The sequence below is a fragment of the Flavobacterium sp. genome, from assembly GCF_050696275.1.
Lineage (GTDB): Bacteria > Bacteroidota > Bacteroidia > Flavobacteriales > Flavobacteriaceae > Flavobacterium.
On the sequence record NZ_JBOGUT010000020.1, the window covers coordinates 1 to 26807 of the forward strand.

The 26807-nt window shown below is 36.9% G+C and carries 24 protein-coding genes; 10 read left to right on the forward strand and 14 right to left on the reverse strand.

Annotated elements, in window-relative coordinates:
* The first annotated feature begins 170 nt into the window (after window positions 1-170).
* Together ACRDEC_RS10990 and ACRDEC_RS10995 are read left to right on the forward strand one after the other, a co-directional pair.
* Window positions 171-668 carry a M91 family zinc metallopeptidase gene (locus tag ACRDEC_RS10990; protein ID WP_431498390.1) on the forward strand — a complete coding sequence of 166 codons (498 nt, stop codon included), beginning with the start codon at window positions 171-173 and terminating at the stop codon, window positions 666-668.
* 17 nt (window positions 669-685) lie between these two features.
* On the forward strand, window positions 686-1180 hold the full coding sequence (locus tag ACRDEC_RS10995) for a hypothetical protein (protein WP_431498391.1): 495 nt from the start codon (window positions 686-688) through the stop codon (window positions 1178-1180).
* 674 nt (window positions 1181-1854) lie between these two features.
* On the opposite strand, the gene ACRDEC_RS11000 is transcribed toward ACRDEC_RS10995, so the two are convergent.
* Entirely contained in the window at window positions 1855-4245 is a 2391-nt protein-coding gene (locus ACRDEC_RS11000; RefSeq protein ID WP_431498392.1) for a TonB-dependent receptor domain-containing protein, read from the reverse strand.
* A 152-nt stretch (window positions 4246-4397) separates the two neighbouring features.
* Complete coding sequence (locus ACRDEC_RS11005; protein ID WP_431498393.1) at window positions 4398-5549, reverse strand: helix-turn-helix domain-containing protein; 1152 nt, start codon at window positions 5547-5549, stop codon at window positions 4398-4400.
* A 110-nt stretch (window positions 5550-5659) separates the two neighbouring features.
* Between ACRDEC_RS11005 and ACRDEC_RS11010 the strand changes: the two genes are divergently transcribed.
* Window positions 5660-6400 carry a class I SAM-dependent methyltransferase gene (locus ACRDEC_RS11010; RefSeq protein WP_431498394.1) on the forward strand — a complete coding sequence of 247 codons (741 nt, stop codon included), beginning with the start codon at window positions 5660-5662 and terminating at the stop codon, window positions 6398-6400.
* A 26-nt stretch (window positions 6401-6426) separates the two neighbouring features.
* Here the strand turns inward: ACRDEC_RS11010 and nhaA are convergent, their stop codons facing one another.
* From nhaA to ACRDEC_RS11050, 8 genes are all read right to left on the reverse strand, one after another.
* A complete protein-coding gene (nhaA, locus tag ACRDEC_RS11015; protein WP_431498395.1) occupies window positions 6427-7602 on the reverse strand; it encodes a Na+/H+ antiporter NhaA in 1176 nt (391 codons plus the stop codon).
* A gap of 57 nt (window positions 7603-7659) precedes the next feature.
* Window positions 7660-8955 carry a DUF389 domain-containing protein gene (locus tag ACRDEC_RS11020; protein WP_431498396.1) on the reverse strand — a complete coding sequence of 432 codons (1296 nt, stop codon included), beginning with the start codon at window positions 8953-8955 and terminating at the stop codon, window positions 7660-7662.
* A gap of 159 nt (window positions 8956-9114) precedes the next feature.
* Window positions 9115-10878, reverse strand: a complete 1764-nt coding sequence (locus tag ACRDEC_RS11025) for a flavin monoamine oxidase family protein (protein ID WP_431498397.1) — start codon at window positions 10876-10878, stop codon at window positions 9115-9117.
* Window positions 10871-12079, reverse strand: a complete 1209-nt coding sequence (locus ACRDEC_RS11030; RefSeq protein ID WP_431498398.1) for an FAD-dependent oxidoreductase — start codon at window positions 12077-12079, stop codon at window positions 10871-10873. Before ACRDEC_RS11030 ends, ACRDEC_RS11025 begins: the two co-directional genes overlap by 8 nt.
* A 237-nt stretch (window positions 12080-12316) precedes the next feature.
* Window positions 12317-12727: a hypothetical protein gene (locus ACRDEC_RS11035; protein ID WP_431498399.1), complete on the reverse strand. Its 411-nt coding sequence runs from the start codon at window positions 12725-12727 to the stop codon at window positions 12317-12319.
* 399 nt (window positions 12728-13126) lie between these two features.
* A complete protein-coding gene (locus ACRDEC_RS11040) occupies window positions 13127-13573 on the reverse strand; it encodes a DinB family protein (protein ID WP_431498400.1) in 447 nt (148 codons plus the stop codon).
* A gap of 11 nt (window positions 13574-13584) precedes the next feature.
* Window positions 13585-13911: an ArsR/SmtB family transcription factor gene (locus ACRDEC_RS11045; RefSeq protein WP_431498401.1), complete on the reverse strand. Its 327-nt coding sequence runs from the start codon at window positions 13909-13911 to the stop codon at window positions 13585-13587.
* Complete coding sequence (locus ACRDEC_RS11050; RefSeq protein WP_431498402.1) at window positions 13911-14342, reverse strand: SRPBCC family protein; 432 nt, start codon at window positions 14340-14342, stop codon at window positions 13911-13913. The genes ACRDEC_RS11045 and ACRDEC_RS11050 overlap by 1 nt, the downstream gene beginning before the upstream one ends.
* A 299-nt stretch (window positions 14343-14641) precedes the next feature.
* Here ACRDEC_RS11050 and ruvX point away from each other — a divergent pair, with 299 nt between their 5' ends.
* Together ruvX and ACRDEC_RS11060 are read left to right on the forward strand one after the other, a co-directional pair.
* Window positions 14642-15058 (forward strand): Holliday junction resolvase RuvX, encoded by a 417-nt coding sequence (gene ruvX, locus ACRDEC_RS11055; RefSeq protein ID WP_431498468.1) that lies wholly within the window; start codon window positions 14642-14644, stop codon window positions 15056-15058.
* Window positions 15059-15163: 105 nt separating this feature from the next.
* On the forward strand, window positions 15164-16672 hold the full coding sequence (locus ACRDEC_RS11060; protein ID WP_431498403.1) for a malate:quinone oxidoreductase: 1509 nt from the start codon (window positions 15164-15166) through the stop codon (window positions 16670-16672).
* Window positions 16673-16718: 46 nt separating this feature from the next.
* On the opposite strand, the gene ACRDEC_RS11065 is transcribed toward ACRDEC_RS11060, so the two are convergent.
* Window positions 16719-18935 (reverse strand): FUSC family membrane protein, encoded by a 2217-nt coding sequence (locus ACRDEC_RS11065; RefSeq protein WP_431498404.1) that lies wholly within the window; start codon window positions 18933-18935, stop codon window positions 16719-16721.
* Window positions 18936-19113: 178 nt separating this feature from the next.
* Between ACRDEC_RS11065 and def the strand changes: the two genes are divergently transcribed.
* The 5 genes from def to ACRDEC_RS11090 all read left to right on the forward strand — a co-directional run bounded on the left by def (window position 19114) and on the right by ACRDEC_RS11090 (window position 22351).
* Window positions 19114-19698 carry a peptide deformylase gene (gene def, locus ACRDEC_RS11070; protein WP_431498405.1) on the forward strand — a complete coding sequence of 195 codons (585 nt, stop codon included), beginning with the start codon at window positions 19114-19116 and terminating at the stop codon, window positions 19696-19698.
* A 59-nt stretch (window positions 19699-19757) separates the two neighbouring features.
* Entirely contained in the window at window positions 19758-20297 is a 540-nt protein-coding gene (locus ACRDEC_RS11075) for a DUF5606 family protein (protein ID WP_431498406.1), read from the forward strand.
* A 114-nt stretch (window positions 20298-20411) separates the two neighbouring features.
* Window positions 20412-21185, forward strand: a complete 774-nt coding sequence (mazG, locus tag ACRDEC_RS11080; protein ID WP_431498407.1) for a nucleoside triphosphate pyrophosphohydrolase — start codon at window positions 20412-20414, stop codon at window positions 21183-21185.
* 184 nt (window positions 21186-21369) lie between these two features.
* Window positions 21370-21675 carry an antibiotic biosynthesis monooxygenase family protein gene (locus ACRDEC_RS11085; RefSeq protein ID WP_431498408.1) on the forward strand — a complete coding sequence of 102 codons (306 nt, stop codon included), beginning with the start codon at window positions 21370-21372 and terminating at the stop codon, window positions 21673-21675.
* Between the two features lie 31 nt (window positions 21676-21706).
* Window positions 21707-22351, forward strand: coding sequence for a hypothetical protein (locus tag ACRDEC_RS11090; RefSeq protein ID WP_431498409.1), 645 nt, complete (start codon window positions 21707-21709; stop codon window positions 22349-22351).
* Between the two features lie 31 nt (window positions 22352-22382).
* Here the strand turns inward: ACRDEC_RS11090 and ACRDEC_RS11095 are convergent, their stop codons facing one another.
* The 3 genes from ACRDEC_RS11095 to ACRDEC_RS11105 form a co-directional block, all read right to left on the reverse strand.
* The gene (locus tag ACRDEC_RS11095) at window positions 22383-24251 is read right to left on the reverse strand and encodes a DUF349 domain-containing protein (RefSeq protein ID WP_431498410.1); all 1869 of its coding nucleotides are present in this window, start codon (window positions 24249-24251) and stop codon (window positions 22383-22385) included.
* Between the two features lie 271 nt (window positions 24252-24522).
* Window positions 24523-25260, reverse strand: a complete 738-nt coding sequence (locus ACRDEC_RS11100; protein ID WP_431498411.1) for a shikimate dehydrogenase family protein — start codon at window positions 25258-25260, stop codon at window positions 24523-24525.
* Between the two features lie 6 nt (window positions 25261-25266).
* Entirely contained in the window at window positions 25267-26661 is a 1395-nt protein-coding gene (locus tag ACRDEC_RS11105) for a tetratricopeptide repeat protein (protein ID WP_431498412.1), read from the reverse strand.
* Window positions 26662-26807 lie beyond the last annotated feature (146 nt).

The window sequence follows — 26807 nt, forward strand, 5'->3', positions numbered from 1 at the left end:
ACCTCTGCTTTCCTTTGAAAAAGGTAACCATTTTTTATCAAAGACAAAGTAAAGGCGGATTTGCAATCCGTGCCCACAAAGAAAAGTAACAAGCTACAACCGTAAAAAGTTGTAGTTTTGTTTTTTATAGGAAGCACATTAAAAGTTATAAGATTAGTAGTATAGTTGGAATGTGCACGGATTCCAAATCCGCGCTAACGGGTGGGAAAGCTAATGAAGGTAAAAAACTTACTGAAGGGACAAAATTGGTAGGTGATTTAATAAAATCTGACAAAAGAGTTACCATTGAGGCTGTAGATGGTCATGAAAACATTACCCATAAAACAAAAGACGGTAACAGTAAAGTTATTGTAGACCTATCAAATCCAGCTGACGGTTCAAAAGGAAATTCAGTCCAAAATGCTGATGGAAGTTACGGAAGACCTGCTGAAATTGGACTTGGACATGAATTAATCCATGCTGATATGAATGCAACAGGAAATACAGATAGCACCCCTGTTAAAGTAATAAAACCAGACATTCCAAACTCAGTTGCCTTTCCGAATGCAATTCCTCAAGGAGCTGTTGGAACTACAACTCAAGAAGAAATAAATGTTAGGGACAGGGAAAATAAAATTAGAAAAGAGCAAGGTGTAGAACCTAGAGCTGAACTTAAAAAAGCTAATTAATTTTTGAAAATATAAATATGAAAAATAAAATTGCATCTATAATATTTGGGCTTTTTCTTTTGTCTTGTACAGGACAAAAAAAAGCGGTCAATAACGCAATGGGTGATGAAAAGCTAGCCATCATAAGTAATCCTGAATACACAAAATATATTCTCGGTAAAACTTATGAAATGTGGAAACCTGAAGAATCAGATTTAAAAAAAGTAAATGAAATTTTATCTAAGGCAATAAGTGATAACCAATTTTATTTCTTAAAAACAAAAGAGATTTCAGAAATCAAGAAGAACTACAGACAATATTTATGTTACATAAACGAAAAAGGAGAAAAGATAATTTATGTAAATTCAATGTGTGAGTTGTTTACGGATTACGATAAAAATAACAAACCAGTAATATTTGATTGGAAACATGAAATGACCAAAACTGCCGATGGTGGAAGCTGTTATTGGAATATTAAAATAAATATAACTACTAATACATATTATGATTTAATGATTAATGGGATTTCATAATAATTTCAGATTCCCAGATTCGGTTTGTGCTCCCGATAGCTATCGGGAGTGAGGCACACCACCCCGACAGCGCGGATTTGCAATCCGTGCCCACAAAGAAAAGTAACAAGCTACAACCGTAAAAAGTTGTAGTTTTGTTTTTTATAGGAAGCACATTAAAAGTTATAAGATTAGTAGTATAGTTGGAATGTGCACGGATTCCAAATCCGCCATCGGGATAAATTATTTCGGCAATAGCCAAAAGTGAAAAGCAGGCTTTAATTTAACAGATATCAGGTTTATTGTTGAAGAACTGAAGAAAGAAGTCAAAGTTGCATAGAAATCGTATAAATTATTTCCAGCACTACGTCAGAAAAAAATTTCGCGTTTGTGGTATTTTTTTCAATTCTATTTTTTTACCACAGAAGTTGTGGTATTTTTTTTAAAACAAAAATTTTACCACAACTTCTGTGGTAAAATTTTCTGTTTATTTTTTTTAACACAGATTTCCCCTAGTTGTGCAGTCTCCCGACTTTGAGTTATAATTAAAAGCTACAACAATCACATTGTGGCTTTTGTTTTATATAGTCTGATAGGCGGATTTACTTCGTCTATTCACTATGCCCAAGCATAAATCCTCACTATCTCGATTACTAAAGGCTTGAACGAGTTTGTCATTTTTTCGGTGCCTTCCCTTAGGATTTTCCCGCTCTCTTTTTCTCCTCTTCATTTCCAAGTTCGCGTTGTTTTACATTAATCTTATTATTTCCAAAAGTGTATGTTACGGCTACCCTAAAAAACCGGCTGCTTTCGTTTTCACTGTAAACCTGCCTGATGCCGTGAACAACCGAAGTATAATCTTTTAGGAATGCCGTATTGAAAACATCATTGATAAGCAAGGTCATCTGCAGGCTTTTCTTGAACAGCTGCTGTTTTACCGCTATATCCAGCCCGGATACATAACCAACAGAATACAAACCGCTTTTGTTGGGAGAATTGTACGTATAATCCAGTTGCAGCTTTGTTCCTTCCCCTAAAGAAAAAGTGTTGCTTGTGGAAAAATAAAACTGAAACCCATTAACAGGTACTGCATCAATATCGGTTGTGAAATTGGTTTTGGATCCTAAAAGATATACCGAATTCTCGCTTTCCCACCAATTGGTGATTTCAGCCGCATAATTTTCACCTATCCCATATGAATATCCGTTGTAATAATTTCCCCGGCTGATAATTTGTGTATTTGTGGCCGGATTGGAAGTAAATAATACGCCGTAACCGTCAGTAGTGGCATTGAAGAAAATATTGGATCTTAGTTTTTTCTTATAGGTGTACGTAAAATTAAAGTTGTCATGAAAGGAAGGTTTCAGAAAAGGATTGCCTTCCGAATAACTGTTACTGTTGATATACGAACGGAACGGATTCAGCATGCCAAAACCAGGCTTGTTTATTCTTTTTCCGTAACTGAAATTAAAATTATGATTTTCGTTTTCTTGATAAGAAACATACACGGTAGGAAATAGTTTTAAGTAGTTGTTTTTCGTTTGCTGGCTTAACGTCTGGGAATACCCGCTGGTTTGTGTGTTTTCCAATCGCAGTCCTAATTGCATCTCCCATTTCTCCTTCCATTTTTTATTTCCGTTGATATAAACGGCCTGATTGTTTTCCCTGTAAGCAAACTCATTCGACTGGTTTGGGTCTAATTCAGGAGTCCCGGTAATGGTGTTGAAATAACGCACCGCGCTTTTACTGTTTGTAAAGCTGGCCTTAAAACCATAAGACAGCTCAAAAAAAGGCAAAGGATGTTCCATATCAGCTTTTATACTTGTATTTTTTATGTTTTGGCCGGATAGATTTCTGGCAGATTGGGTTATATTCTGGAATGTCCCATCCGAAGCGTATGCCGTTGCGACAAAACCTTTATCAAACCCGGAATCAAAGGCAAGATGATCGATGTCTATTGCTATTTTTTTGCCTGAATCCAATTGGGATAACACATGGGCATTATATGTCTGGCTGTTGGTATGCTTGTCGTTGAGTCCTTTATTGACTATTATTCTATCAATAGTATTTGTCGTATTATGAATAGCAATAGCTGTGTTAGATTGGCTATCGGGATTTCCATTGTCATTCAAATATTGCAAACCGACAGTGGTTTTATCTGAAATAGTATAATCGAATGTAACACGGCCGGAGAGATTGTCTTTTCTTATTTTTGAATCGTCTTTTAATTCCCAAAGCCCGTTCGGATAATAAATATTAAGTGTCTCGGTTTCTCTGCTGCTTCCCAAGCGTCCGTTTTCGGTCCATGAAAACCGGATTTTGTTTTTACTGTAATTAAAACTGTTTCTCAGGGTATAAAAGGCATGAGTGTTTTGGTCATAAGATACTGTTGTTGTGTTTTTCCAGGCATCCCGAAGGCCTTTTTTCAAGATAATATTGATTAACCCTCCACTACCTCCAGCATCATATTTTGCCGGTGGATTGGTGATGACTTCAATATTTTTGATATCGCTTGCTGCCAAAGATCTTAAAAAATTATGGAGTTCTTCTCCTGATAATTCAATCAAACGACCATCTATCATGACACGGGTGATGCCTTTTCCCAATAGGCTGATGGCATTGTTTTGTACCATTACCCCCGGAGCAGTTGCCAAAGCACTTAAAGCATCGCCTCCGGCATTGGTAAGATTGTTTTCTACATGATAGATAAGACGGTCTGTTTTCTGTTCTATTATTTTTTTAGACGTGATAATGGTAACTTCACCAAGGTTTGTAATGGGTTCGCTTAAGAGTATCAGGCCTATGTCAGTATCTTTTTCCATCAGGATGTTTTTTTCCCAAACCGCAAAACCTGTAGCGCTAATCTTGATTTTGTAAGTATTGCCCGGAATGAGCATGGCAAAGGTTCCGTCTGTTGCAGTTACTGTTGTTCCAGCTGCTATTCCTTGTTGGGTTAAGAGTTCTATGCTGGCTTCGGCTAAAAGCCCTGAATTGGAAATTACTTTTCCTTTTAACTGAAAAGTGGTCGATTGTGAAAAACACCATAACGGCAGTAGTAAAAAAATAAACAAGGTTGCTTTATTCATGATTTCTAAATATTTGGATTGCTTTTATTAATTCGAAGCAAAGGTGCTTTAGGAAATCTGAAAGGGCGACCGACAAAAAAAAGTCGAACTCATTTAGGCTGGTAGAATGAGTCCGACTTTTTTAGGCTACCGTTCGATTTTTTGCAAAATACTCATAATGAGCTGTTTCTAAATTCTGTTGGCGTGAGTGTGGTGTATTTTTTAAAAGAAGTATTGAAAGAAGATTTAGAGTTAAAACCTACTTCGTATAAGATTTCGAGAATAGTCAGATGACTTTTGGTCTTGTCTTTTAATATTTTCATTGCTTTTTGGATGCGGAATTCATTTACAAAATCAAAGAAATGCTGGTTCATATGATGATTGATCAAAACAGACAAATCACGAACCGGCATATCAATCCGGTTGGCCAGTTCCTGTATGGTCAGTGAAGGGTCAAGATAGGGCTGCTGCTCTGCCATATAGGCTTTAAGTGCTGCGATTTGAGAAACGGTAACTTCATCCGGAAGGCTTTGAGTCTTGTCAGTAGTGGCTTCTGCTTGCGGCTTATGAATATCTTTGGCTAATTCGAGTTTGGAATCAATTCCCCTGAAAAGCTCTGGGTTATTTAAAGCCTTCAGTACAAACCAGCAAGTAATAATCAGGACGGCGATTCCTATCCCGATATTAATCCAGAAGAACAGGTTATTGTAATCCGTAAATCGCAGCAAATCCCTGAGAATGACAATAGAATGGGCTATCAGGAAAACCGTTGTCATCTGGAACAGCCATTGGTAAGAGGATCTGTTCGGATTGGTATAATTCTCAAGATAGAGCACTTTGTATTTTTTCAGGAGGATAAAAACGCTAATAATATAAAACGCATATTGTGTTTCCCCAAGAATATGAGAAAAATACATTTCGGGCGTATGCTGCAGGTGTTCAAAAAAGTGCTGTTTTCCAATAGTACTGGCAAGATAGAGTCTTGGAGTTAATACTACATTCAATAAAAGAAAAGGAACAGCATGAAGCAGGTGAATTGCTTTCAGTCGGAAATCGGTATAGCAGACGGCCAGTACATAAAGATAAAAAATCGGCATGGCTAACAAGAACAATGACATTCTGAAGGTTTCCAAATTCAGGGAATTGTCAAGGAAGCTGTTACTAAAGAATCCCATGACATCAATGGCATTCAGGATAAGAAAACAGGCAAATAAGCGGTTGGCTAATTTGTTTGTTGTTTTCACCGTCAGCAAAAAGAGGGCAAGGAGCAAGGAGATAGAAACAGCTATTGAAGCGATAGTATTAAAAAAAGGAATCTCATCCATTTGCTATTAGTATTTCCGCAAATATAATATTATAAATTTGGATAAAAAGCTTGATTTTTGAAGCTTTTGTATTTTGGCGGAATATTGTAAATTAGAAAAAAAATCAAGTTATGAAAGATTACTTTTCAGCCAATTCTTCCGAATATTCCAAATTCCGTCCCAGTTACCCAAACGATATGATTCAGGAGATTGTCGCCTTGGTAAATACTAAAGATAAGGCATTAGATGTGGCTACAGGAAACGGTCAGGTGGCCGCTGTACTTGCTGATTTTTTTCAAACGGTTTATGCGACGGATATCAGTGAAAATCAATTACTGCAGGCACCACAGATTCAAAATGTCATATATAAAAAAATGCAGGCGGAATATACTGATTTTGATGCCAATCAATTTGATCTGATCACGGTGGCACAGGCTATTCATTGGTTTGATTTTGAAGATTTTTACAAAGAAACCTATCGTATTTTAAAGCCTGATGGCATTTTTGCGGTTTTAGGCTACGGCTTTTTTTCTGCTAACGGGGATTCCGATGGAATACTTTGGCACTTGTACGAAGATATCCTTGGAACGTATTGGTATCCGGAACGGCAATACCTGACAGACAGGTATCAGGGAATTCCATTTCCATTTAATGAAATTGCCAATAAGAGTTTTACACAATCCTACACTTGGACCTTTGAACAGTTAATCGGCTATCTCGAAACGTGGTCAGCTACTGCAAATTACAAAGCACAGAATAAGGAAAATCCTATTGCTTTGGTCTATGATGATTTGAAAATCTCCTGGGAGAAAGGGGGTAAAACAGTCACCTTCCCAATGTTTCTGAGAGCCGGAAAGCTGAAAAGAGAATAGGAGAGAGCTGTTATAAGTATCAGGATTTAATTTTCCGCTTTTTTAGCATTCATCATTAAAAGAAGATAACCCAAAAGCCCTGATAATAAAGAGGCGATTAGGATGGAAAATTTAGCTTCTGAAATAAGTGAAGCATCGGAAAAAGAGAGTAACGATATAAATATAGACATTGTAAATCCAATTCCTCCCAACAGGCCAACACCCAGAATATGAGTCCAAGTGGCATTCTTTGGCAGTTTACAGATTTTTAATTTGACACTCAGCCAGGAAACCACAACAATGCCTATTGGTTTTCCAAGAAGAAGGCCAAGCAATATTCCCAAACCCAGACTTGAAAACAAACCTTGTAACATTGAGGATTCTATAGTGATGTTTGTGTTCGCTAATGCAAAAAGAGGTATGATAATAAAGTTGACAGGTTTTACCAGTAAATGCTCCAGTTTTTCTAACGGAGATTCTTCAGCACCTTCTGTCGTTGGTAAAGCAAACGCAGTTAGCACTCCGGCAATGGTAGCATGAATGCCTGAATTATGAATGAAATACCAAATAAAAACACCTGGGATTACATAAAAAAAGAGGTTTTTGATTCTCATACGGTTAAATACAAGTAACAAAGCAAATACTGCCGCCGCATACATTAGATAAGTATAATCGAGTTTGGAAGAATAGAATAAAGCAATCACCAATATGGCCATCAAGTCATCTACAATCGCTAATGCCGCTAAGAAGATTTTTAAAGAGGCAGGAACCCTTTTTCCTAACATTGTAATTACAGCCAATGCAAAGGCAATATCGGTAGCCATGGGAATTCCCCAGCCTGATGCCGTTGGTTTGTCGTAATTTAATACATAATAAATTACGGCAGGGATAAGCGCTCCGCCAACAGCGCAAAGTATCGGTAATAATGCATTTTTAAGGGAAGAAAGTTCTCCTTCTACAAGCTCTCTTTTAATCTCCAACCCAACTAAAAGAAAGAAAATGGCCATCAGTCCGTCATTTATCCATAAAGAGATAGGATAATTAAGATGTAAGGACTCAGAATGAAGTCCTATTTCAGTTGACAATAAATGATTAAAAGAGGCTGCCAGTGGCGAATTTGCAATAAGTAACGAAACGATAAGACAAAGAAAAAGAATTATTCCCCCTAGTGTGCCTGATTCAGAAAATTCCTTCCAAATAGTTGTATTAATTAATTTGACCATAGGAACAAAGATACTATTTCTGTCTATTATTTATCTTAAATATTTGCCCAAATTCCATTATTTTTCCATGTATACTTCGACTTTTTTCTTTGAAAACCGTTGTGCTAAAAATCGTTCTAACTTATCTTTATGTTCTGCAGACAATTCCTTTTTGGCGTTATAAATCAATACGGGTATTGTTTTGATGCTGTCTGTATTTTCATTAAATGTGTGATTACTTATGGCTATATTCTCCACACTTGGGAATATGATTTTAATTTCTGATAAAATAGATTTATTATCATATTTGGATTGAGATAGCTCCTCCTTCAATTTTAAAATCACTCTTTCCTTCTCATTTACAATACTTCTGTTAGCATTTATTTCGTTAAGTATGTCCTTCTTAATATCTGTAGTATCCTGACGGATGAGCAGTACTGTATTTTCAAGGCCGTACAATTTTAATTTTCGATTCAGGCTGCTGATTTCCGGATCACTGAACTTTTTATTGAGAAATACCAGTTCGATTTTTTTAGGGTTGCTATTGAATTTTGTCTTCTGATACAGAATCGTGTACCCATTCTGAATGAATTCACTTTCTACAAACAATTCTGATTTTTCTTTGTATTTTTTCTCCTGAAACAAATGATAGGCAAAATACACACTCGGAATCAGCAGGATAAAAATTAAGACCGATATGATCCATTTTACCTTCTTCTGGTGTCTGGCATCTATTTGTTTTACGATCGGATACTCTAAATATTTAACGATCAGGAAAGTGGCAATACAAATAAAAACACAGTTGATAGTATAGAGATACAGTGCTCCTAAGAAAAATTTATAATTGCCTATTGCTAATCCGTAACCTGCCGTACATAAAGGAGGCATGAGCGCTGTAGCAATAGCCACTCCCGGAATCGGATTGCCTTTTTCTACCCTTGTTATGGCAATTACACCTACTAATCCACCAAAAAAAGCAATTAAGATGTCGTAAATATTCGGGGATGTTCTGGCTAATAATTCTGTTTGTGTCTCTTTAAAAGGACTTAAAAAGAAATAAACGGTAGATACTAACAAACTGACAATGGTTGCTATGGCAAGGTTTTTCAGAGATCTTTTAAGCAAAGCGAAGTCAAAAATACCCAACCCGAAACCGGCACCTATTATAGGGCCCATTAATGGTGAAATAAGCATTGCTCCAATAATAACTGCCGTCGAATTGACATTCAATCCTACGGAAGCAATCACAATAGCACAGGCCAAAATCCAGATAGCCGAACCTCTGAAGGAGGTATTGGATTTTATGTTTTCTAAAACTTTGTCTTTGTCCTCTTCTCCTGAAGTTAGGTTGATGAAATTTAATAGCCTGTTCATAGGTGTCTGATTTGTAGCTAAAATACTAAATTTTATTGGATTGTGAGGCAAAATAGACATGCTAATCGAATACCGTAGACCAAAAAAAGAGGCAACGGTTACGCTGCCTCTTTGACTTCAGGGAATCACATGCTGGTTTAGTTTAGTGTTTGTTTATTTTTACCATCCCAGGTAATAATCAGGACTCAGCCAGATAGGACGGTGCAGGCCAAAATACTCCTGAAGCATTTTTTCTGCCTCGCAAAAAGCACCTTCTACCCAGCCTTGCTGGTCGGAATAAGCTTCTCCGCAAATATGTATTTGCTCGTTAGTCACTGGTTTTCTCATGTAAGGCATAACGTGTTTAACTGAGAATCCTGCTTTCCAAGCGTGGTATCCTGCACCAAACGGAGCATCGGTCCAGTCTTTAAAATAAGTAACGTAAGGTTCCGGTATTTCCACATCTTTGCCATGCAGCTCACGAAGCTGGTTCATTAATTCTCCCACCATCATCTTGGTCGCCTGTACATCATTCAATTCGTGCAATTCTTTGAGCGAAGCTGATTTGGCTGCTTTAACCTCAAACAGCACCTTGTCATCTGATAAGGCTTTCCAGAAGGTTTCGGTCGACATATCTCCGTAACTGCCTAATAACATCGAATTGTCATTTTGAGAGTCTGTACCGAAATAATAGCATTGTCTCATCGGCAGATCCGTAATGGAGTGCCCGGAATCAATACCTAATTCTTTCCACCACGGATATTCAAAGCCCATCAGGATTTTGAAAGCAGGCTCCATAATTACCGAACGGATATTCTCGTTTAATACACTGTTCTCATTGATGTTGAAAAAGAAATTATTCTGATCCAGCAATTCCAGCGATTTTCTCGGCATGGCTAGTACCAGGGTATTGGCATACACTTTCCATTCCTTATTGGTTTTGAGGTTCAGGAAAGTCAGTTCGTATTTGTATGTGGCTTTGTTAACGTGGTCTTTGTTGAAAGTAAGCAGTTTGTTTTCGGACCAAATCGTTGCGCCGTCATAATCCGTATAGGCATTGGCCAGTGCATAAGCAATACTGTCATAACCTTCTTCAATTGTTTTGTAAATGGTGCCTGCAGAAAAATCTCCAACCATATAAGGAAATGCTTCGGCTGAATTCCAGTTAATCGTATTGGAATAATAACCTCCGGCATTGGCCAAAAAATCATAACCTTCCTGTGAAACCTGGTCTTTGATTAAGTTCCAGAAGCCCAGATCGTTTACTTTTCGTTTATTGTATGGAGAATGCTCAAAATTATACACTAATTTCGGCTTTATATCATCCCAGTCTCTGCTGGTCAGCTCAAAGGAATAATCATAGTCGGATGGCCCTTTTTTAATTTTTGAAGCATAGTTTTGAACTACCCAAGGATCAGCCATCAATACATCATAAATGATTTTATTAAAGAGCTGGTCAGAACTGAAACCGAAATCGTTCTCATCCAGATAATAGCGGGTAAGCAGTTTTTCCCCTTTATCTTGGGCAACATTCCATGCGTCTTGTTTGAAACGTTCTTTACGCAGGTACATTAATAATTTTGTAGGGTCACCCATAGGAAAGGGAACGGGAGTCATTTTATCCTTAAGAACGGGTATCCGTTTGTTGGGATCTGTTTCAGTAATAGGGTAACCTTCAATCAGTGTCGTTACAATTTGCTGTGAAGTTAGGTAGCGCATACCACCTAATTCGCCCCAGAAATTCATTCCCGGCATAATAACTGATTCAAGTCGGCCTCCCAGTTTACTGTTCATGTCAAAAATCTGTACCTGATCAGCGGTATATTTTCGGTCTGTCAGCAAACGATAGGCGGTATACAATCCGGAAGTTCCTGCGCCTATGATGGCAACTTCTGTTTTTAAATCAGGATGCATTCCTGCGTTTAAGGGGGTGTTTTTATTCATGACTGCTGTGTATTGGTTGTAGTGCTTTAAAAAATTGTGGTCCTAATCGGAATGGAGTAATATCGAAATCCGTATGCCCGTCCAAAGCAAGATCAGCCATGATCTTACCTAAGAAAGGAGTGAATTTTGCCGCCCATCCGGTAGCATAAACCACAATATTTTCATGGTTTGGTACATATCTTGGGGCAAAATCAATCAGTAGTTCCTTATTTGGTATTTTACTTAGAGCGATAAGACAGGTTGAGGTATAGGTAGGGTTGGTATCCAGTCCTTCCATATGATCTTTTACCCATTCTGCGGTATAAGCCAGTTCCTGCTCGTTTGGAATCAAAGTGCGGTCTCCCGGTTCTTCCAATGGAGTAATGACAAAGTCAGGAGCCACCCTGATATATTCCGGATGATCCCAATCTACAGCAGGGAAACCATAAAACTGATTGCCGTTTTCTCCTATGGCGTTTTGGAACACAAACCAGGTTGGATACTGTATTTTCGGGTCGGTTTTTTTGAAGTAAGCGGAAGACATATTCCAATAAGTAGCTTCCACTGTAAAATGCAGTAAATTAATAACACTATTGATATACGGCCCGGGAACAATCGCTAATTTTTTAGCAATATAAGTGCCTTTTGGTGTGGTAATTTCAAAGAGGTTATCCACTTGGTTGATTTTTATCACAGGGGAATCTTCTTCTAAATGAACAGAAGGATCTTTTTGGCATTGCTCTAAAAGCGTTTCAATGGTGGCCTTAAAATTAATACTGGCACCGTCTGGCTGAAACAAACCGGTATACGTTTCAGGCAGGTCTCTGAAGTGGTATTGCTCTTCTATTTGTTTTGACGTTAGAGAAGTGTAAGGCACATTCAAGGCTTTTAAAGCTTCTTCGGCTTCTTTGATATTCCCTTCGGTCGATTGTACATCCGGATCCCCAAACCAGAGTGTACCTACTTTGTCCAGTAGTTTTCTGTCGGTCTTTGTTTGTAATTCATCCCAATAAGGTTCAGCATCAAGTGCCATCTGAACCATGTATTCATCAGGATATGGGATTCGAAATTGACGCGATACACCAGCGGAGCTTCCCAATTGATTTACAAAGGTAAATTGCTCCAGCACGAGTGTCTTTGCTTTTCGTTTGCCTAAATGGTACGCAGTAGCTAAGCCTATAGCACCACCACCTATGACGATGACATCGTAATTTTTGTCCATGTTGTTTATTTTAGTTGTTTTGTAAGTATTATCTTTCTATTAAGTTGTCTTTTGACCAAAAATAAAATTATTATAAAGTTGTTTTTAGCGTATAATTACCTGTTTTTCTTTTATGATTTGGAAACAGTAGCCACACTCTGCAAAGCCCCCAACTTTGCAGAGTTTCCTGATTTTTGGGGCAATCTCTTTTTTTTGATTGCTTAGGAAGTGGCCCTCAAACACCGTAATGCCGGTTTATTAGTCTCTGCTCACCATATAAAAAGTGGCGGTAACACCTGCTTTTGAAGTTCCGTGATCTACTACCCGGATAACGGAACCTACAACAGTTAGAAGCTGATTGATTCCATTAGGCCAATCTGGCACAACAATGCCCTGATAATCGTAAATCCATCCTTTAGTTGGTGAGGTATCTACGCCTATGGCTCTCATTTTAAAGCCTGTAGTATTCCCGTCTTCATAGATTGTACCTTCTAATGTCATGAGGTAGTTGTCTCCCATGTCAAAATTTCCTGTAAAATCGCCGTCTCCTTTTTGCGTAAGGGTCATTAATCCTTCTCCAAATTTCAATTTCAGAAAGTCCTCCCCAATAAAGGTGCTGTTGAGTAAGCTTCTGTAGACAAAATTGCCGTTAATGTTAGGTAAGCTCATGTTGTTTTGTTTTAGTAAGTATTATTTGTAAGAATAGTATTGCTAATTTAAAGTATTATATTTTAAAATAAAACTTTTATTAGGTTAAGTTTTGCGTATATTATGCTGTTTTTTTTATTTGACTGATACAACTTTTAAAATGTACCGCATTGTATTTCAGTAGTTAAGTCTTAGGATTTAACCGAATGGTAATGCGTTAGCAACGGCTTGAGTGACAAAATGAAGAAAGACTGCATAAAAAAAACTGCAAGCGCCAAAACGTGCAGTTTGATTTTATTTTGAGGGTAATTTAGGCTGGTTTTGAACCTGACGGATGAGATAAATGGCCAGTATTGTTCTTAATTATATTTTCAAGCTAAGTTAGCCATTCGTTTTTCGTCCCTGTAGCGGACAGATTCCCTAAACTACTTTTCCTTTCAGAATAGCTGAAGAGATTTGTCCGCAATGGTGTGCCGTATGGAAAAGAGTGATTGAAAACAGTTTTATTCTTGAAATTTTCCCAAACCAATGAGTTTCAACTGCAGCTAACCATTCTTCTTCACTAGTTTCATTCACGATTTTTTCAAGTGTTGCATAGCCTTGTTCAAAAAGGTTTCTGCTTGTTTCCAGGTCATATTCCTTTCCCGAATCGGATTGTCCCATTGTCGACCCTTCAACATCGGTCGGATACCCGAATGATTGGGCGAGTAAATGGATGGTTTCACCAATATGTCGGTAGATAAAGCCAACTGAGGCTGTTGCTGCCGTTAATCGAAAAGAAGCATTTTCAGTATTGATTTTGTTCAAAAACGTGTCGCTGTCTTTTTTGCTCTGTTCCAATAATTGGAGTAGTATTTCTTTCTGCATTACTGATTGCTTTAGTTTATATCTTTTTTGCTTTTTAAAATGGTTTCCAGATTTTGAAGTTTGTTACTCCAAAACTCGTCAAAGAAGGTGATCCATTTCTGGATTTCAGTAAACCCTTTTTGATTTAAAACACAATAACGTTCTCTGCCCATCTCCTGAATAGTAACAAAACCTGCGGTCTCTAAAATTTTAATGTGTTTTGAAACCGCAGGCCGGCTCATTTCAAAATTGTCCGAAAGACTGTTTATGTTGTAACTGTCTTTGGTGAGCAGTTGTAAAATCTGCCGTCTGCTTGGGTCAGCAATGACCTGGAAAACATCAAGGTTAGGTATGGCCATTAGTGCTTTAAATTTAATTGATCGGCTAATTTTAGGCTAATTTTTTCCCAACCATCCGTCATTCCGTTGAATAGGGCCAGGTTCGCTTCTTTGAAACCTGTATGTTGTAAGGATAACAGCGTTCCCTTTCCATGAGGTTCTAATTTCCATTCAACAACTGTATCAAGCGAAAACAGGCCATCACCCGAACCGGCTTTCCAGCTGTATACCAGCTTTTTAAAAGGCTCGATTTCCATCACCTTACAATGCATAATGCCATCTAAATCAAGGCTTGGCATCGGATTTGTCTTGAAGTGGAATTCGTGTCCTAATGCTAACTTAAAATCGTTCGGCATAAGCCATAAAGCGATTAACTCTGCTTGTGTGAGATACTCCCAGACTTCGTTAGGAGCTTGCTCATAAATCCATTCTTTTTTGATTGTTGTTTTCATATTTATGTAACTTTGAAGTTACGAATATAAGCGTAACTTTTAAGTTACACAAGTTTTTGTCCATTTATTTTATCAAAAGGATTTTTTTGGGAGTATGAGTTAGCACAGTGTCATCTTATTCGTTCTTATTTGGTATCAACATTTTTATTACTCCATAGTAGGACGGGACAAAGCCATGGTAAAGCCATAGATACAGCATGTACAAGTTTACTGTCATTCTCTTTTAAACTGATTCCTATTCAATGCTAACTTTCCTTTCTTTAAACCAAGAAATAATGGTATTTTTACCAAAAAATACCATGCCTAGAATTCTTGCTATAGACTACGGACAAAAACGCACAGGAATTGCTGTTACCGATGAATTGCAGATTATAGCCTCCGGTTTAACGACCATTCCTTCTGAAACGGCTTTTACTTTTTTGAAAGACTATTTCCAAAAAGAAGATGTACTGAAAGTACTTATCGGGGAACCAAAACAAATGAATGGTGAGCCTTCTCAAAGCGCCCCGATGATTGAAGTTTTTGTAACCAAATTTAAAACGGCCTTTCCTGACATGGAGGTGGTTAGAGTCGACGAACGCTTTACTTCTAAAATGGCCTTCCAAACAATGATTGACAGTGGTTTAAAAAAGAAACAACGTCAGAATAAAGCGCTAATAGATGAAATTTCTGCAACAATTATGCTCAGAGATTATCTTTCCCGAAAAATGTTTTAAGTTTTATTTCCAATTCTGTAAAAATGGTTTTTATGCTCCAAACCGCTGAAAATTAAGATAATTTTTGCACTTTTTGATAGTATCTTTGTGGAACAACTATAAGAAATGGCAACAACAACAGAAAAAACAGAATCTGATGTGGTTTTAATTGGGGCAGGAATTATGAGTGCCACATTAGGACTGCTTCTCAAAGAATTACAACCCGACTTAAAAATTACAATATTCGAGCGTCTCGACATCGCGGCTGCAGAAAGTTCCGATGCATGGAACAATGCGGGAACAGGTCACGCTGCGTTTTGCGAACTCAATTATACTCCTGAACTGGAAGACGGCTCAATTGAGACTAAAAAGGCGGTTAAAATATCGGAATCTTTCGAAATCTCACGCCAGTTTTGGGCTTATCTGGTAGAAAAAGGATTGCTTCAGAACCCGGAGAACTTCATCAAAAGTGTCCCTCACATGAGTTTTGTCTGGGGTGATGAGAATGTGGCTTACCTCAAAAAAAGATACGACGCCTTACAAAAATACCATTTGTTTGAGGCTATGGAATATTCTGAAGATGTAAATCAAATAAAAGAATGGGCTCCGCTGGTTATGGAAAACCGTAAAAGCAAAGACAAGATTGCTGCGACTTCCATGAAATATGGTACCGATGTCAATTTTGGTGCTTTAACCAGAAGTATGTTCAAATACCTGGAATCCCTAGAAGGGGTAACCATGCATTTTAATCATGAAGTGAAAAACCTGCGTCGTTATGAAGACGGCACTTGGAGAGTTAGGGTCAAAGACCTGACTTCAGGTGACAAAAAAAGAGTAAAAACGCCTTTTGTCTTTATTGGTGCCGGTGGTGGTTCTTTGTTATTGCTGGAAAAAGCTAAGATTCCGGAAGGGGAAGGTTTTGGCGGTTTCCCGGTAAGCGGTCAATGGCTGAAGTGTACCAATCCGGACGTGATTAAAAAACACGCTGCCAAAGTGTATGGTAAGGCTTCTGTAGGAGCGCCTCCTATGTCAGTTCCGCATATCGATACCCGAATGATTGATGGTGAAAAAGCATTGCTTTTTGGTCCTTACGCAGGGTTTTCTACTAAATTCTTAAAGAATGGGTCTTATTTCGATTTAATCAAATCTATCGAATTAGATAATATCAAACCAATGATTTCTGCCGGAGTGCATAATATTCCGCTGACAAAATATTTAATCGAACAGGTATTCCAGTCTTCAAACGATAGGATGAAAGCCTTAAGAGAATATGTCCCTTCTGCCAAGAAAGAGGATTGGGTTCTTGAAAACGCAGGTCAGCGTGTTCAGGTTATCAAAAAGGACAAAGACGGACACGGTGTTCTCGAATTCGGTACCGAAGTGGTTACTGCCAAAGACGGTTCTTTAGCGGTACTGCTTGGTGCTTCTCCTGGAGCATCTACTGCAGCGTCTATTATGGTTGATCTGATTAACAGGTGTTTTTCCAAACAAATGAAATCGGAAGCATGGGAAGTCAAAATGAAAGAAATGATTCCGTCCTACGGACAGTCACTAAATGATAATGTTGCTTTGTGCGATGAGATAAGAACAAGGACATCAAGAACCTTAAAACTGACTACACAAACCACTGCTTAAGTGGTTGTCTAAAAGTAAAAAACGCACTCGGGCAGTGCGTTTTTTTTTATTCTTCCTGATTCAATCGGGTGGTGGCTTTCAATATGCTTTCGGATAAATTAATCAGCCATATAAGCTGGTCTATCACAAGCTGTGCTTCTTCCATTTTCAATTGGAAATTGGCATCATCAATGGTGTTATTTTTTAACTCTTTGGCCCGTATATTTTTCAGTTCGGAAAAGCTCAGGTCAAGTCTTTCTTTTTCATCATGGGTCAGGGAAATCGCATTTCGCTTTCCGTTTAATGTTGCGATGGCTAAATCCAGATTCCGAATAACGGTGTTGGCAACAACATTAAAAGCTGCTGAGGCTTCGGTGGTTTTGTGTGATTGCACATAGGTCCCTAAAGATGCCGCAGAGGAAAGCAAAGTATGATTGTGAACCACTAGCTTGTAGACTTTTGTCATTTGCTTCTGTTTCGATTTAGGCTCCTGTTTCATCCTCTGAAAGGAAGCCATCAGATTTCCCAGTTCAATAAAGGCATGTTTTCTGGATAGCTTATAAGGCGTAGTAACCTCTCCTTTCTGATTGTAAAAAACAGCAATTTCTTTCAGGTAATTCCTATTGGCTTCAATAGATTTAATCAGGTAATTGTTAAGATTCAGTATTTCCCATGAAGGCCAAAGGAAATAGTTTCCTAAAAAGGCCAGTCCTGCACCAAAAAGCGTATCCAGAATGCGGTACTGAATCACTTCGGTTACATTCGGCGTCAGCATTCCATAAATAAAAACAACATAAATGGTAACGAACGTGGCACCTATCTTATAGTCTTTCACCGAATAAGCATAGCCTAAAAGCATGGCAATAACAGATAATCCTCCCAGAATGTAATTGTTATGCACAAAGTACAGCACTGCAAAAGCAATAAACCCGCCCAGTATGGTTCCGAAAATCCGCTGGAAGGAACGCTGCTTTGTCAGGCCGTAACCCGGGCGCATAATCACGACAATGGTCAGCAAAATCCAATATACATTCTGAAACGGAAGCAGTTTACCTATAATAAAACCTGCCAGAATCGTTAGCGACAGGCGGAGGGAATGCCTGAAAACCGTTGAAGAGAAACTCATGTTCTCCATCAGTGTTCCAAAACGATAGTTTTGAGGCGTGAGGAACTTCTCTATTTCCTTGTGCTTTTTGTTAAACTCTTCTGTATTCATGGAACCGGTTAGTGCCCGCTCTATGATTTTGACTTTCTCAACTTGCTTTTCGGCATAATGCTTCATGTTTTTGAGCATCAGAACATTCTGTGAAGCTACTGTTTTGCCTACTTCCTCCTGATAGTTTTCTATCGTTTTTTCCAGATTTTCTAAATCGCGCAGCAGAGAATTGTTGTGAGAGTAGGAGATATTGGTTTCCAGGCTTTGGGAAAGCTTTTCAAGTGTGGAAGCAATGTTATAGGCCAGCTCCTGATAGGTTTTCAGCATTTTGGGATGGTCTTCAAATTTCTGCTGTAACTCGTGATGATTGAATGAAAAGGAAAGGGCTATTTCAAGTATTTCCATCAGATTAGTAAAAACAAGGAGCATTTTTCTGTTCTTATCCGAATTACTGGAATGCAATGCGCTTCGGATTAATGACTCCCGGATGTTTTCGTGAATAGCATTCAGTTCCACTTGAATTTCAAGCTGGTTTTCGGTTATTTTGATTCTGTCGGCATCTAAATTCCATAAATCACCACGCAGTTTCAGGTATTTGGAAGTTAATTTCAAACAATCTGAAATCTGTAATTCAACATAACGATGTGGTCTTAAAAAGTAAAACAACATCGAAACAAAGAAATAGAATAACCCGCCTAAAAGTAAGTAACCGCAATGTTCAATAAGGGCTTTTCCGGTATAATTGTGGCTGAAGGCAAGCGTAACCGTAATGAGGCACACAAATGAAACCATGCTGGCCCGATAGCCATAAACGGAAATCATAGAGAAAAAGAATAACAAAATAAGCAATACAGGATAAAGCAAGGCCGGATAATTTTGCATATAACCGAGCAACAAAGTAGTGGTGGCAATTAGAAAAACAGCCGTAAGAATGCCTTTTACTTTATGATTCAGGCTTCCTGCAACATCGCTTGGAAAAGTCAGCAAGGCTCCTATGGCTAAGGCAAATCCTTCGGTAAAATGATCAAATTGCGATAAAACAATCACTGGGAGTACACACGAAATTGTCGCTTTTGCCGCATTGGCAAAATTGGTGTTATCGGTAGTTTTTTTAAATAGCTGAAACATAATAATTAAGAGTCTGCGAAATAATTAGGAGTATGCTGAGGTTCTGATGTAAGAAAAACTAGTATAAATTTAAGGAGGATTTTACATAATATGTCTAAAAAATTGCCAAAACCATAGAAAGGGTATTTAAATCTCTGTTTTTTGATTATTTTTGCTGCCTATATTTAATCTTAGAAGAATGATTTTACCAATTGTAGGTTATGGAGATCCGGTTTTGCGCAAAGTAGGAATCGATGTAACTAAAGATTATCCTAATTTAAACGAAACGATTGACAATATGTACAATACAATGTACAATGCTTGTGGTGTAGGTCTTGCTGCTCCTCAGGTTGGCTTGGCTATTCGTTTATTTATCGTAGACACAGAACCGTTTAGCGACAGTGATGATATTTCAAAAGAAGAAGCAGAACAATTAAAAGGCTTCAAAAGAACATTCATTAATGCTAAAATGCTAAAGGAAGAAGGAGAAGAATGGGGTTTTAATGAAGGATGTTTAAGTATTCCTGATGTTCGTGAGGATGTGTACCGGAACGAAAAGATTACTATTGAATATTTCGATGAAGACTTCAATAAAAAAACAGAGGTATTTGATGGTTTGATTGCAAGGGTTATCCAGCACGAATACGATCACATTGAAGGAATTTTATTTACAGATAAGATTTCATCTCTTAAAAAACAGCTAATCAAAAAGAAACTGCAAAATATCATGGAAGGTAAAGCCCGTCCTGATTACAGAATGAAATTTATCGCAAAAAAAAGATAGATAATTTTTACGTTTCAAAACAAACAATATTATATTTGCTCTTCTTAAAAGAATAAAAAATGAATTTAGATAAAATATTAGCCATTTCAGGTAAACCGGGATTATACGCTTTAAAATTACAAACGAGAACAGGTTTCGTAGCAGAATCATTAGTTGATGGAAAGAAAATCACTGTTGGTTTACGCAGTAACGTAAGTTTGCTTTCGGAAATCTCTATGTATACGTACAGTGAAGAAAAACCGTTAACCGAAGTGATGAGAAACATTGCTAAAAAAGAAAATAACGGAGCAACGCCTGCTTTTAAAGATGATAAAGTACAATTAGCGGCTTACTTCCTTGAAATCTTACCGGATTACGATCAGGAAAGAGTATATGCTTCTGATATTAAAAAAGTAATTAACTGGTATAATATTTTACAATCTAAAGGATTGGTTTCTTCTGAAGCACCTGTTGCTGCTGAAGCTAAAACTGAAAAAGTCGCTGCTGCCAGCGAAGCTAAACCGGCAAAAGCACCTAAAACGGTTGCTCCTAAAGCAGCTGGAGCTGCATCAGCTAAAAAAGCACCGGCACCTAAAGCGACAAAGTCAACAAAGAAATAATTGATTTTAACATAAATATAAGTCCTGCATTTGTTGTTCAAGTGCAGGATTTGTTATTTTTACACACACGAGACCTTTAGGTCGAACTGTACGAAGTAAAATCAATTTCAAAAAATGAATTCACGCCAGCAACAACTTGACGCTTTTAACCGTTTGCTCGACATCATGGATGAACTTCGTGAGAAGTGCCCATGGGACAAAAAGCAAACCCTTCAGACCCTTCGTCATTTAACCATCGAAGAAACGTATGAGTTAGGAGATGCCATTTTAGATAATAATCTGGAAGAAGTTAAAAAGGAATTGGGCGATTTGTTACTGCATATCGTTTTTTACGCTAAAATAGGGAGCGAAACGGCTAGTTTTGATATTGCTGATGTAGCGAATGATATTTGTGAAAAACTGATTCACCGCCATCCGCATATTTATGGAGATGTTGTTGTTGCTGATGAAGAAGAAGTCAAGCAAAATTGGGAAAAACTAAAATTGAAAGAAGGCAAGAAATCTGTTTTGGAAGGAGTGCCTAATAGCTTACCTGCTTTAGTCAAAGCCAGCCGAATACAGGATAAAGTAAAAGGAGTTGGATTTGATTGGGAAGAATCGCATCAGGTTTGGGACAAAGTACAGGAAGAATTAAACGAATTACAGGCTGAAGTTCAGAATAAAAACCAGGATAAAATTGAAGCCGAATTTGGAGACGTATTGTTCTCCATGATTAATTATGCCCGCTTTTTGAATGTGAATCCGGAAGATGCTTTGGAACGAACAAATAAAAAATTCACCAAACGCTTTCAATATCTGGAAAGTAAAGCAGGAGAATTAGGAAAACCACTTTCAGAAATGACATTGGCGGAAATGGATGTGTTCTGGGAAGAAGCCAAAAAAATATAATAGTATGAGAAACGTATTTTTAATCTTCTTGGTGATGCTAATAAGTTGTTTACTATTATTGCAAAGCAAAAGGATGTAATTACTTCAAAGTTTGTTTTTTTTGAAGATAAAAACCATGCGACAATTTTTCATAATGCTGTTTATAAGGCATTTGAAAGTTTTATAAATTAATTTGAAAGCAATTATGAAACCGCCTTATTATGCCGTAATATTTACTTCAGTTTCAACTGAAAACAATGAAGGATACAGCGAAATGGCTGAAATAATGGAATCACTTGCCCAACAGCAAGAAGGATACCTTGGAATTGAATCTGCCAGAAATGAAATAGGAATTACGGTTTCGTATTGGAAAGATCTGGATGCAATCCGAATGTGGAAACAAAACGTAGATCATCTTGATGCACAAAGAAACGGAAGATCGTCTTGGTATAAATCGTATACGGTGCGAATTGCACTGGTAGAGAGAGAATATAGTTTTGAGCTAAAATAAAATTGAAATAACTTTTGATAATAATCAAGACATGAACTTGAAGTGTTTACTATTTTTTTTAATCGGTTTTACAGCAAATGTTTTTGCTCAGGACAATTCGTCTATTCCTTCAACCTCCATACCTAAGACGGGAACTAATACTCCTTCTTCTGCTGGAACACCGCAATATTCGATTTCGAATCCTTTTAATCCTACAAGATTCAAAGCGCCTCAAAAGTTCGAACCCATTTCAATGGATAAACCGATGCAGATAAAACCACAAATAAGCGATTTGAATCCGGGTTTAAGTTATGAAAAGAAGCTCAATAAGCCACAAGGAGCCGAGACGACTAAACCATATAGAGGAAATCAGTTTTTAGGTGATTTTAAAACCAAATCCGGATCGGCTAAGATTGTTTACAGAGATCATGAGTATGTAGACGGTGACATGATAAGAGTGTGGGTAAATGGTCAATTGATGGTAGACCACATCGAGTTGGACGCTGATTTTAAGAAATTGGATTTAGGTCTCACTGAAGGATTTAACAAAGTTGAATTTGAAGCTCTTAATCAAGGGACATCAGGTCCTAATACTGCAGAATTTAGAGTGTATGACGATAACGGGACTTTAATTTCAGCTAACCAATGGAATTTAGCTACGGGGTTTAAAGCATCTATAGTTATTATTAAAGAATAAAAAAAAAGCCATCGTTAGATGGCTTTTTATTTTACATACTTCTTATTTGTTTCAGCTTTTCTTTCCAAACAGCTAACTCTTCTTTGTGTCGCTCAATACTTTTCTTTACTTCAAGTACCATTGGATTGTCTTTTTTAGCATTAGCAAAAAACTGAATGTTGTTTTCTAACTGGAAAATTTCGTTTTGAACTTCTTCTACTTTTCTAATCAGGAAGATTTTCTCATTGTCAATTTTTCTTGAATCATTTGCTTCAGATAATTGATCCATTCTGTTGCTAAAACGCATCATGTCGGTCTCTTTTTTGCTTAGGCTTAATTTCTCGAAAAGTGTATCCAGTATTTTATTGAATTTTCCTTCGATATGACGTCTGGCAAAAGGAACTTTTCCAATATTTTTCCAAGCCTCAATATGTGCTTTTATTGCTTCTAAATCTGTTTTATGGCTTCCGGTCAATTCAAATGATTTCAAGGACTCTAAATAGGCTTTTTTCTTTTCAAAAGCTTCAATTTCAACCTCTTCGTGCTCATTTTTGACTGCATGCAGCCTGTCGAAATAGATATTACATGCTTTTTTAAACTCAGCCCAAATCGTATCTGAGAATTTTCTTGGGACGTGTCCAATTTGTTTCCATTCCTCCTGAATTTTTTTCATGATTGGAGTAGTGACTGCAAAATCTTCGCTATCCTGTAATTCTTTGGCACGAGCTACTAAAGCATTTTTCTTATCAAGATTGGCTTGCTGCTCTTTTTTAATGTCTTTGTAAAATGAATTTTTATGCACATTAAAATTACGTACAGCGGTTTTAAATTCACTCCAGGTTTGTTCATTTATTTCAGCAGGGACTTTTCCGGCACTGAAAAAAGCAGCACGCAAAGCTTCTACTTTTTCAACCTGAGTTTGCCATCCTGAATGCGCTTCTACCTTTTCTGTTGCAATAACTTCAATAGCAGCAATTATTTCTTTCTTCTTGGCTAAGTTTTCGAGTTCTGTTCCGCGTTGCATTTCAAATAATGCTTCACGTTTCTCATGCATTTGTTTCGTTAAATCACTGAAAATTGCCCAGATTTCTTCTCTTTTTTCTTTAGAAACAGGACCGATATCTTCCTTCCAGATTTTATGCAACGATTGTAATTCTCTAAACGCTTTCATCACATCGGCTTCCTTAACAAGCGCTTCTGCCCGGGTAATGATTTTTAATTTAGCATCCAGATTGTGTTTGAAATCAATATCACGTGCTTCACGATCTAAGTGCAGGTAATCATAAAAATTCTCTACATGAAAATGGTAATTGTTCCAAACATGGTTGTATTTGTCTTTCGGAATTGGCCCAGCCGTTTTCCAGCGTTCTCTTAAATCATTAAATTGCTTAAGATTATCTTTTATATTTTCCCCAGGATTTATTAAAGTTTTCAGTTCTTCAATTATAGCCAAACGAGTTTGTAAGTTTGATTTTAAATTGGTTTCTAAACTTTTAAAATGACTGTTTTTCTTGCTTTTAAAATTGTTATAGAAAGAATCAAACTTTGATTTTAGGGGTAAATGATATTCAAATTCTTCTTGAGATTCCGGGTTTTCATGAAGAAATTCTTCTTTTTTCTCCTCAATGAAATGGTTGTATTTTGACAAGAAAGCTGTTTTGATTTCTTCAACATGGTCTTTTACAGCCATTATTCTGTCAGTTTCTACCAGTTTTTCCAGCTCGATCACAAGTGTTTCCATATCCATTGCTTCATAATTCTGCATTGGAATATCATGGCTTTCTTGTATTGAAACATCTTCGCTGACTTCAGCATTTAGGATTTCTATAGTTTCAATTGCTTCATTTGTAGTGTCTTGCACTTGGTTTCCATCTGTTTCGTCTATTTGACTTGACAGGTTATCGTGTTGTTCTTCTTGCATGATGCAGGATAATTTACTGTTATTTTCACGCCGAAGTTACTAAAAACACATGAAAATCAAAAGCAAAACAATAGATTAAATTGCTTTTAATTTTTTTATTTGACATTTTTATTGCTTCAATCGTAAGTTAAAAGCTTAAAATTAATGATAGTTGAAGTGCTTGGTTTTCTATTTGTTAGCGTTTGCTATAAAACCCAGTCAATCATTGATTTTCCTGTCAGGCATTAGAAATGGAAAAGATTAATGATATAAGTAAAGACAAAAATAACGTTTAGTTATTCCAGATTTTCCAAGCTTTTTCTGCCTGAAATACTAACATTTCATATCCGTTTTTTATAACTGCTCCTTTATTTTCTGCTTTTTTGAGAAATTCTGTTTTTTCGGGATTGTAAATCAAATCAAAAGCAATATGGTTTTGAGTAAGAAAGTGATAGGGGATATCAGGGAATAATTCGATTTTAGGGAATGTTCCCAAGGGAGTACAGTTAATGATTATTTGGCATTCTTGGAAAACTTCGTTTGTTAATTCGTCGTAAGTAATACAATTTTCGCCGGATTGCCTTGATACAAATTTTGAATCAATTCCAATTTCATTTAGCCCGTAAGCAACTGCTTTTGCAGCACCTCCGGTTCCAAGAAGCAAGGCTTTTGTATGGTGCTTTTTAAGTAACGGTTTTAAGGATTGTAAGAAGCCGAAATAGTCGGTATTATAACCAATTAATTTCCCTTCGGGTGTAATTTTTATAGTATTTACTGCTCCAATCTGTCTGGCATTTTCAGATAATTCATCCAAAAAAGGAATTACTGCCTCTTTGTACGGAATAGTGACATTTAATCCAACTAAGTCAGGGTTACTCTTGAAGATATCTGAAAACTTTTCAATGGAATCAATTTCGTAATTTTCATAAATGAAAATATTGGCTAATCCTTCATTTTTGAATTTATCTGAAAAATAATTTCGCGAAAAAGAATAGCCAATACTTTTGCCTAATAATCCCAGTTTTTTCATCAGGAATTACTTTTTATGTTTTAAAATATACTCTTGAACCATTGCTCGCTCCCATATAACAGGAAACAACTCTTGGATTAGCGTTCTTTTTTTATAGTTTTGACGAAGACCGTTGCTGAGATGGAAAATTCCTTTTTCAGTTTCATGGAGCATAAAGTATAATCCTGACAGGCGATATTCGATTTCGTGCTCTTCAGGGAAATATTCGCTGGCCTGCAATAACGTTTGCACTGCCGCTTCAAATTCACCCAGATATTGTAATATATCTGTCCAGAATAACCAGGTATCTAATTGATAATCACCATATTCTACTGCTTTTCTGTAGCCATATTCAGCTTCTTCAAAAAGATTCATTGCTTTGTTTATAGCTGCAAAACGTTTCCAGTATAATTTGTTTTCAGTGTCAATTGCAATGGCTTTATTCGCAAAATATAATGCTTTTGCATAGTTTTTTTTACGGAAATAAAAATCGGTTATGGCAATCCATCCTTTATCTAATAATGGGTCTTCATGAACAGTTTGATTGAAAAATTTTAATGCTTCAACTTCATTACCTAGTTTTTCATAACATTTTCCAATACGTAATAATGCATAGGAAGTAGGATCATCCAGGCGTATGGTTTCGGTGTAATTTTCGATAGCTTCTTCATAGCGTTTTAAGCGCTCCAAAGCTTTGGCTTTTTCCATAAAAGCACCCATAAAACTATCGTCAATCAAAGTGGCATAATCGAAAGCAGTAAGAGCTTCTTCATATCTTTTTAATCCGTAATTCAATCTTCCAAGCTGATGCCAGGCGATTTCACTGTATGGATTTTGATTGATATAATTGGTTAAGAAATCAATTGCTTCCTGATTCTGTTCTAAAAATTCGAAGCAATAAATTACATTGTATAAATTTGATTGCTCTTCCGGTTCTTCTTCAAGACATTTGATAAAATTCTCTTTTGCCAATTCCAAATCGTCCATGAAAAGATATTCCATGCCAATTAAATTGTAAACATCGGCATAATCATCAGTGTATTTCAGGGCAATTCTTAATAATTCAACCGCTTTTTCATGATTGTCTCTTTTGGAGTAAATGTTAGCCTTTTGAATGTAAACCTCTTCATTTGTCGGTTCAATTGCATAGAGTTCGTTAAGCATTTTTTCGGCAACATCTAATTTGTCATCAAAAACAAGCATTTCGACTTGGACGAGTTTTAATCCTGTTGATTTTGGATGTTGTTCGAGAGCTAATTTTAAAGCCTTCTTGGCTAGACTCGATTTACCAATATCCATGTAATGTAGTATGATATCCTCGAATTCTTCTGAATCAAAAAACAAAACTTTGTTCGTTTTTAACATCGATTCGAATTTTGATAAGGATAAATTATGATCTTCTTCTTCGTGGCTCAAATGCATACTCATTGTTTTTAAAATTATCCTTAATAAAGTTAGGAAACCTTTAATTTGTATTCGTGTTTTAAATCAATTGTTGTGAACAATTTAATTAACATTTTTTCAATGAAAATAGCCATGTTCAGTGGTAACTTTAAGAATTTAAACTT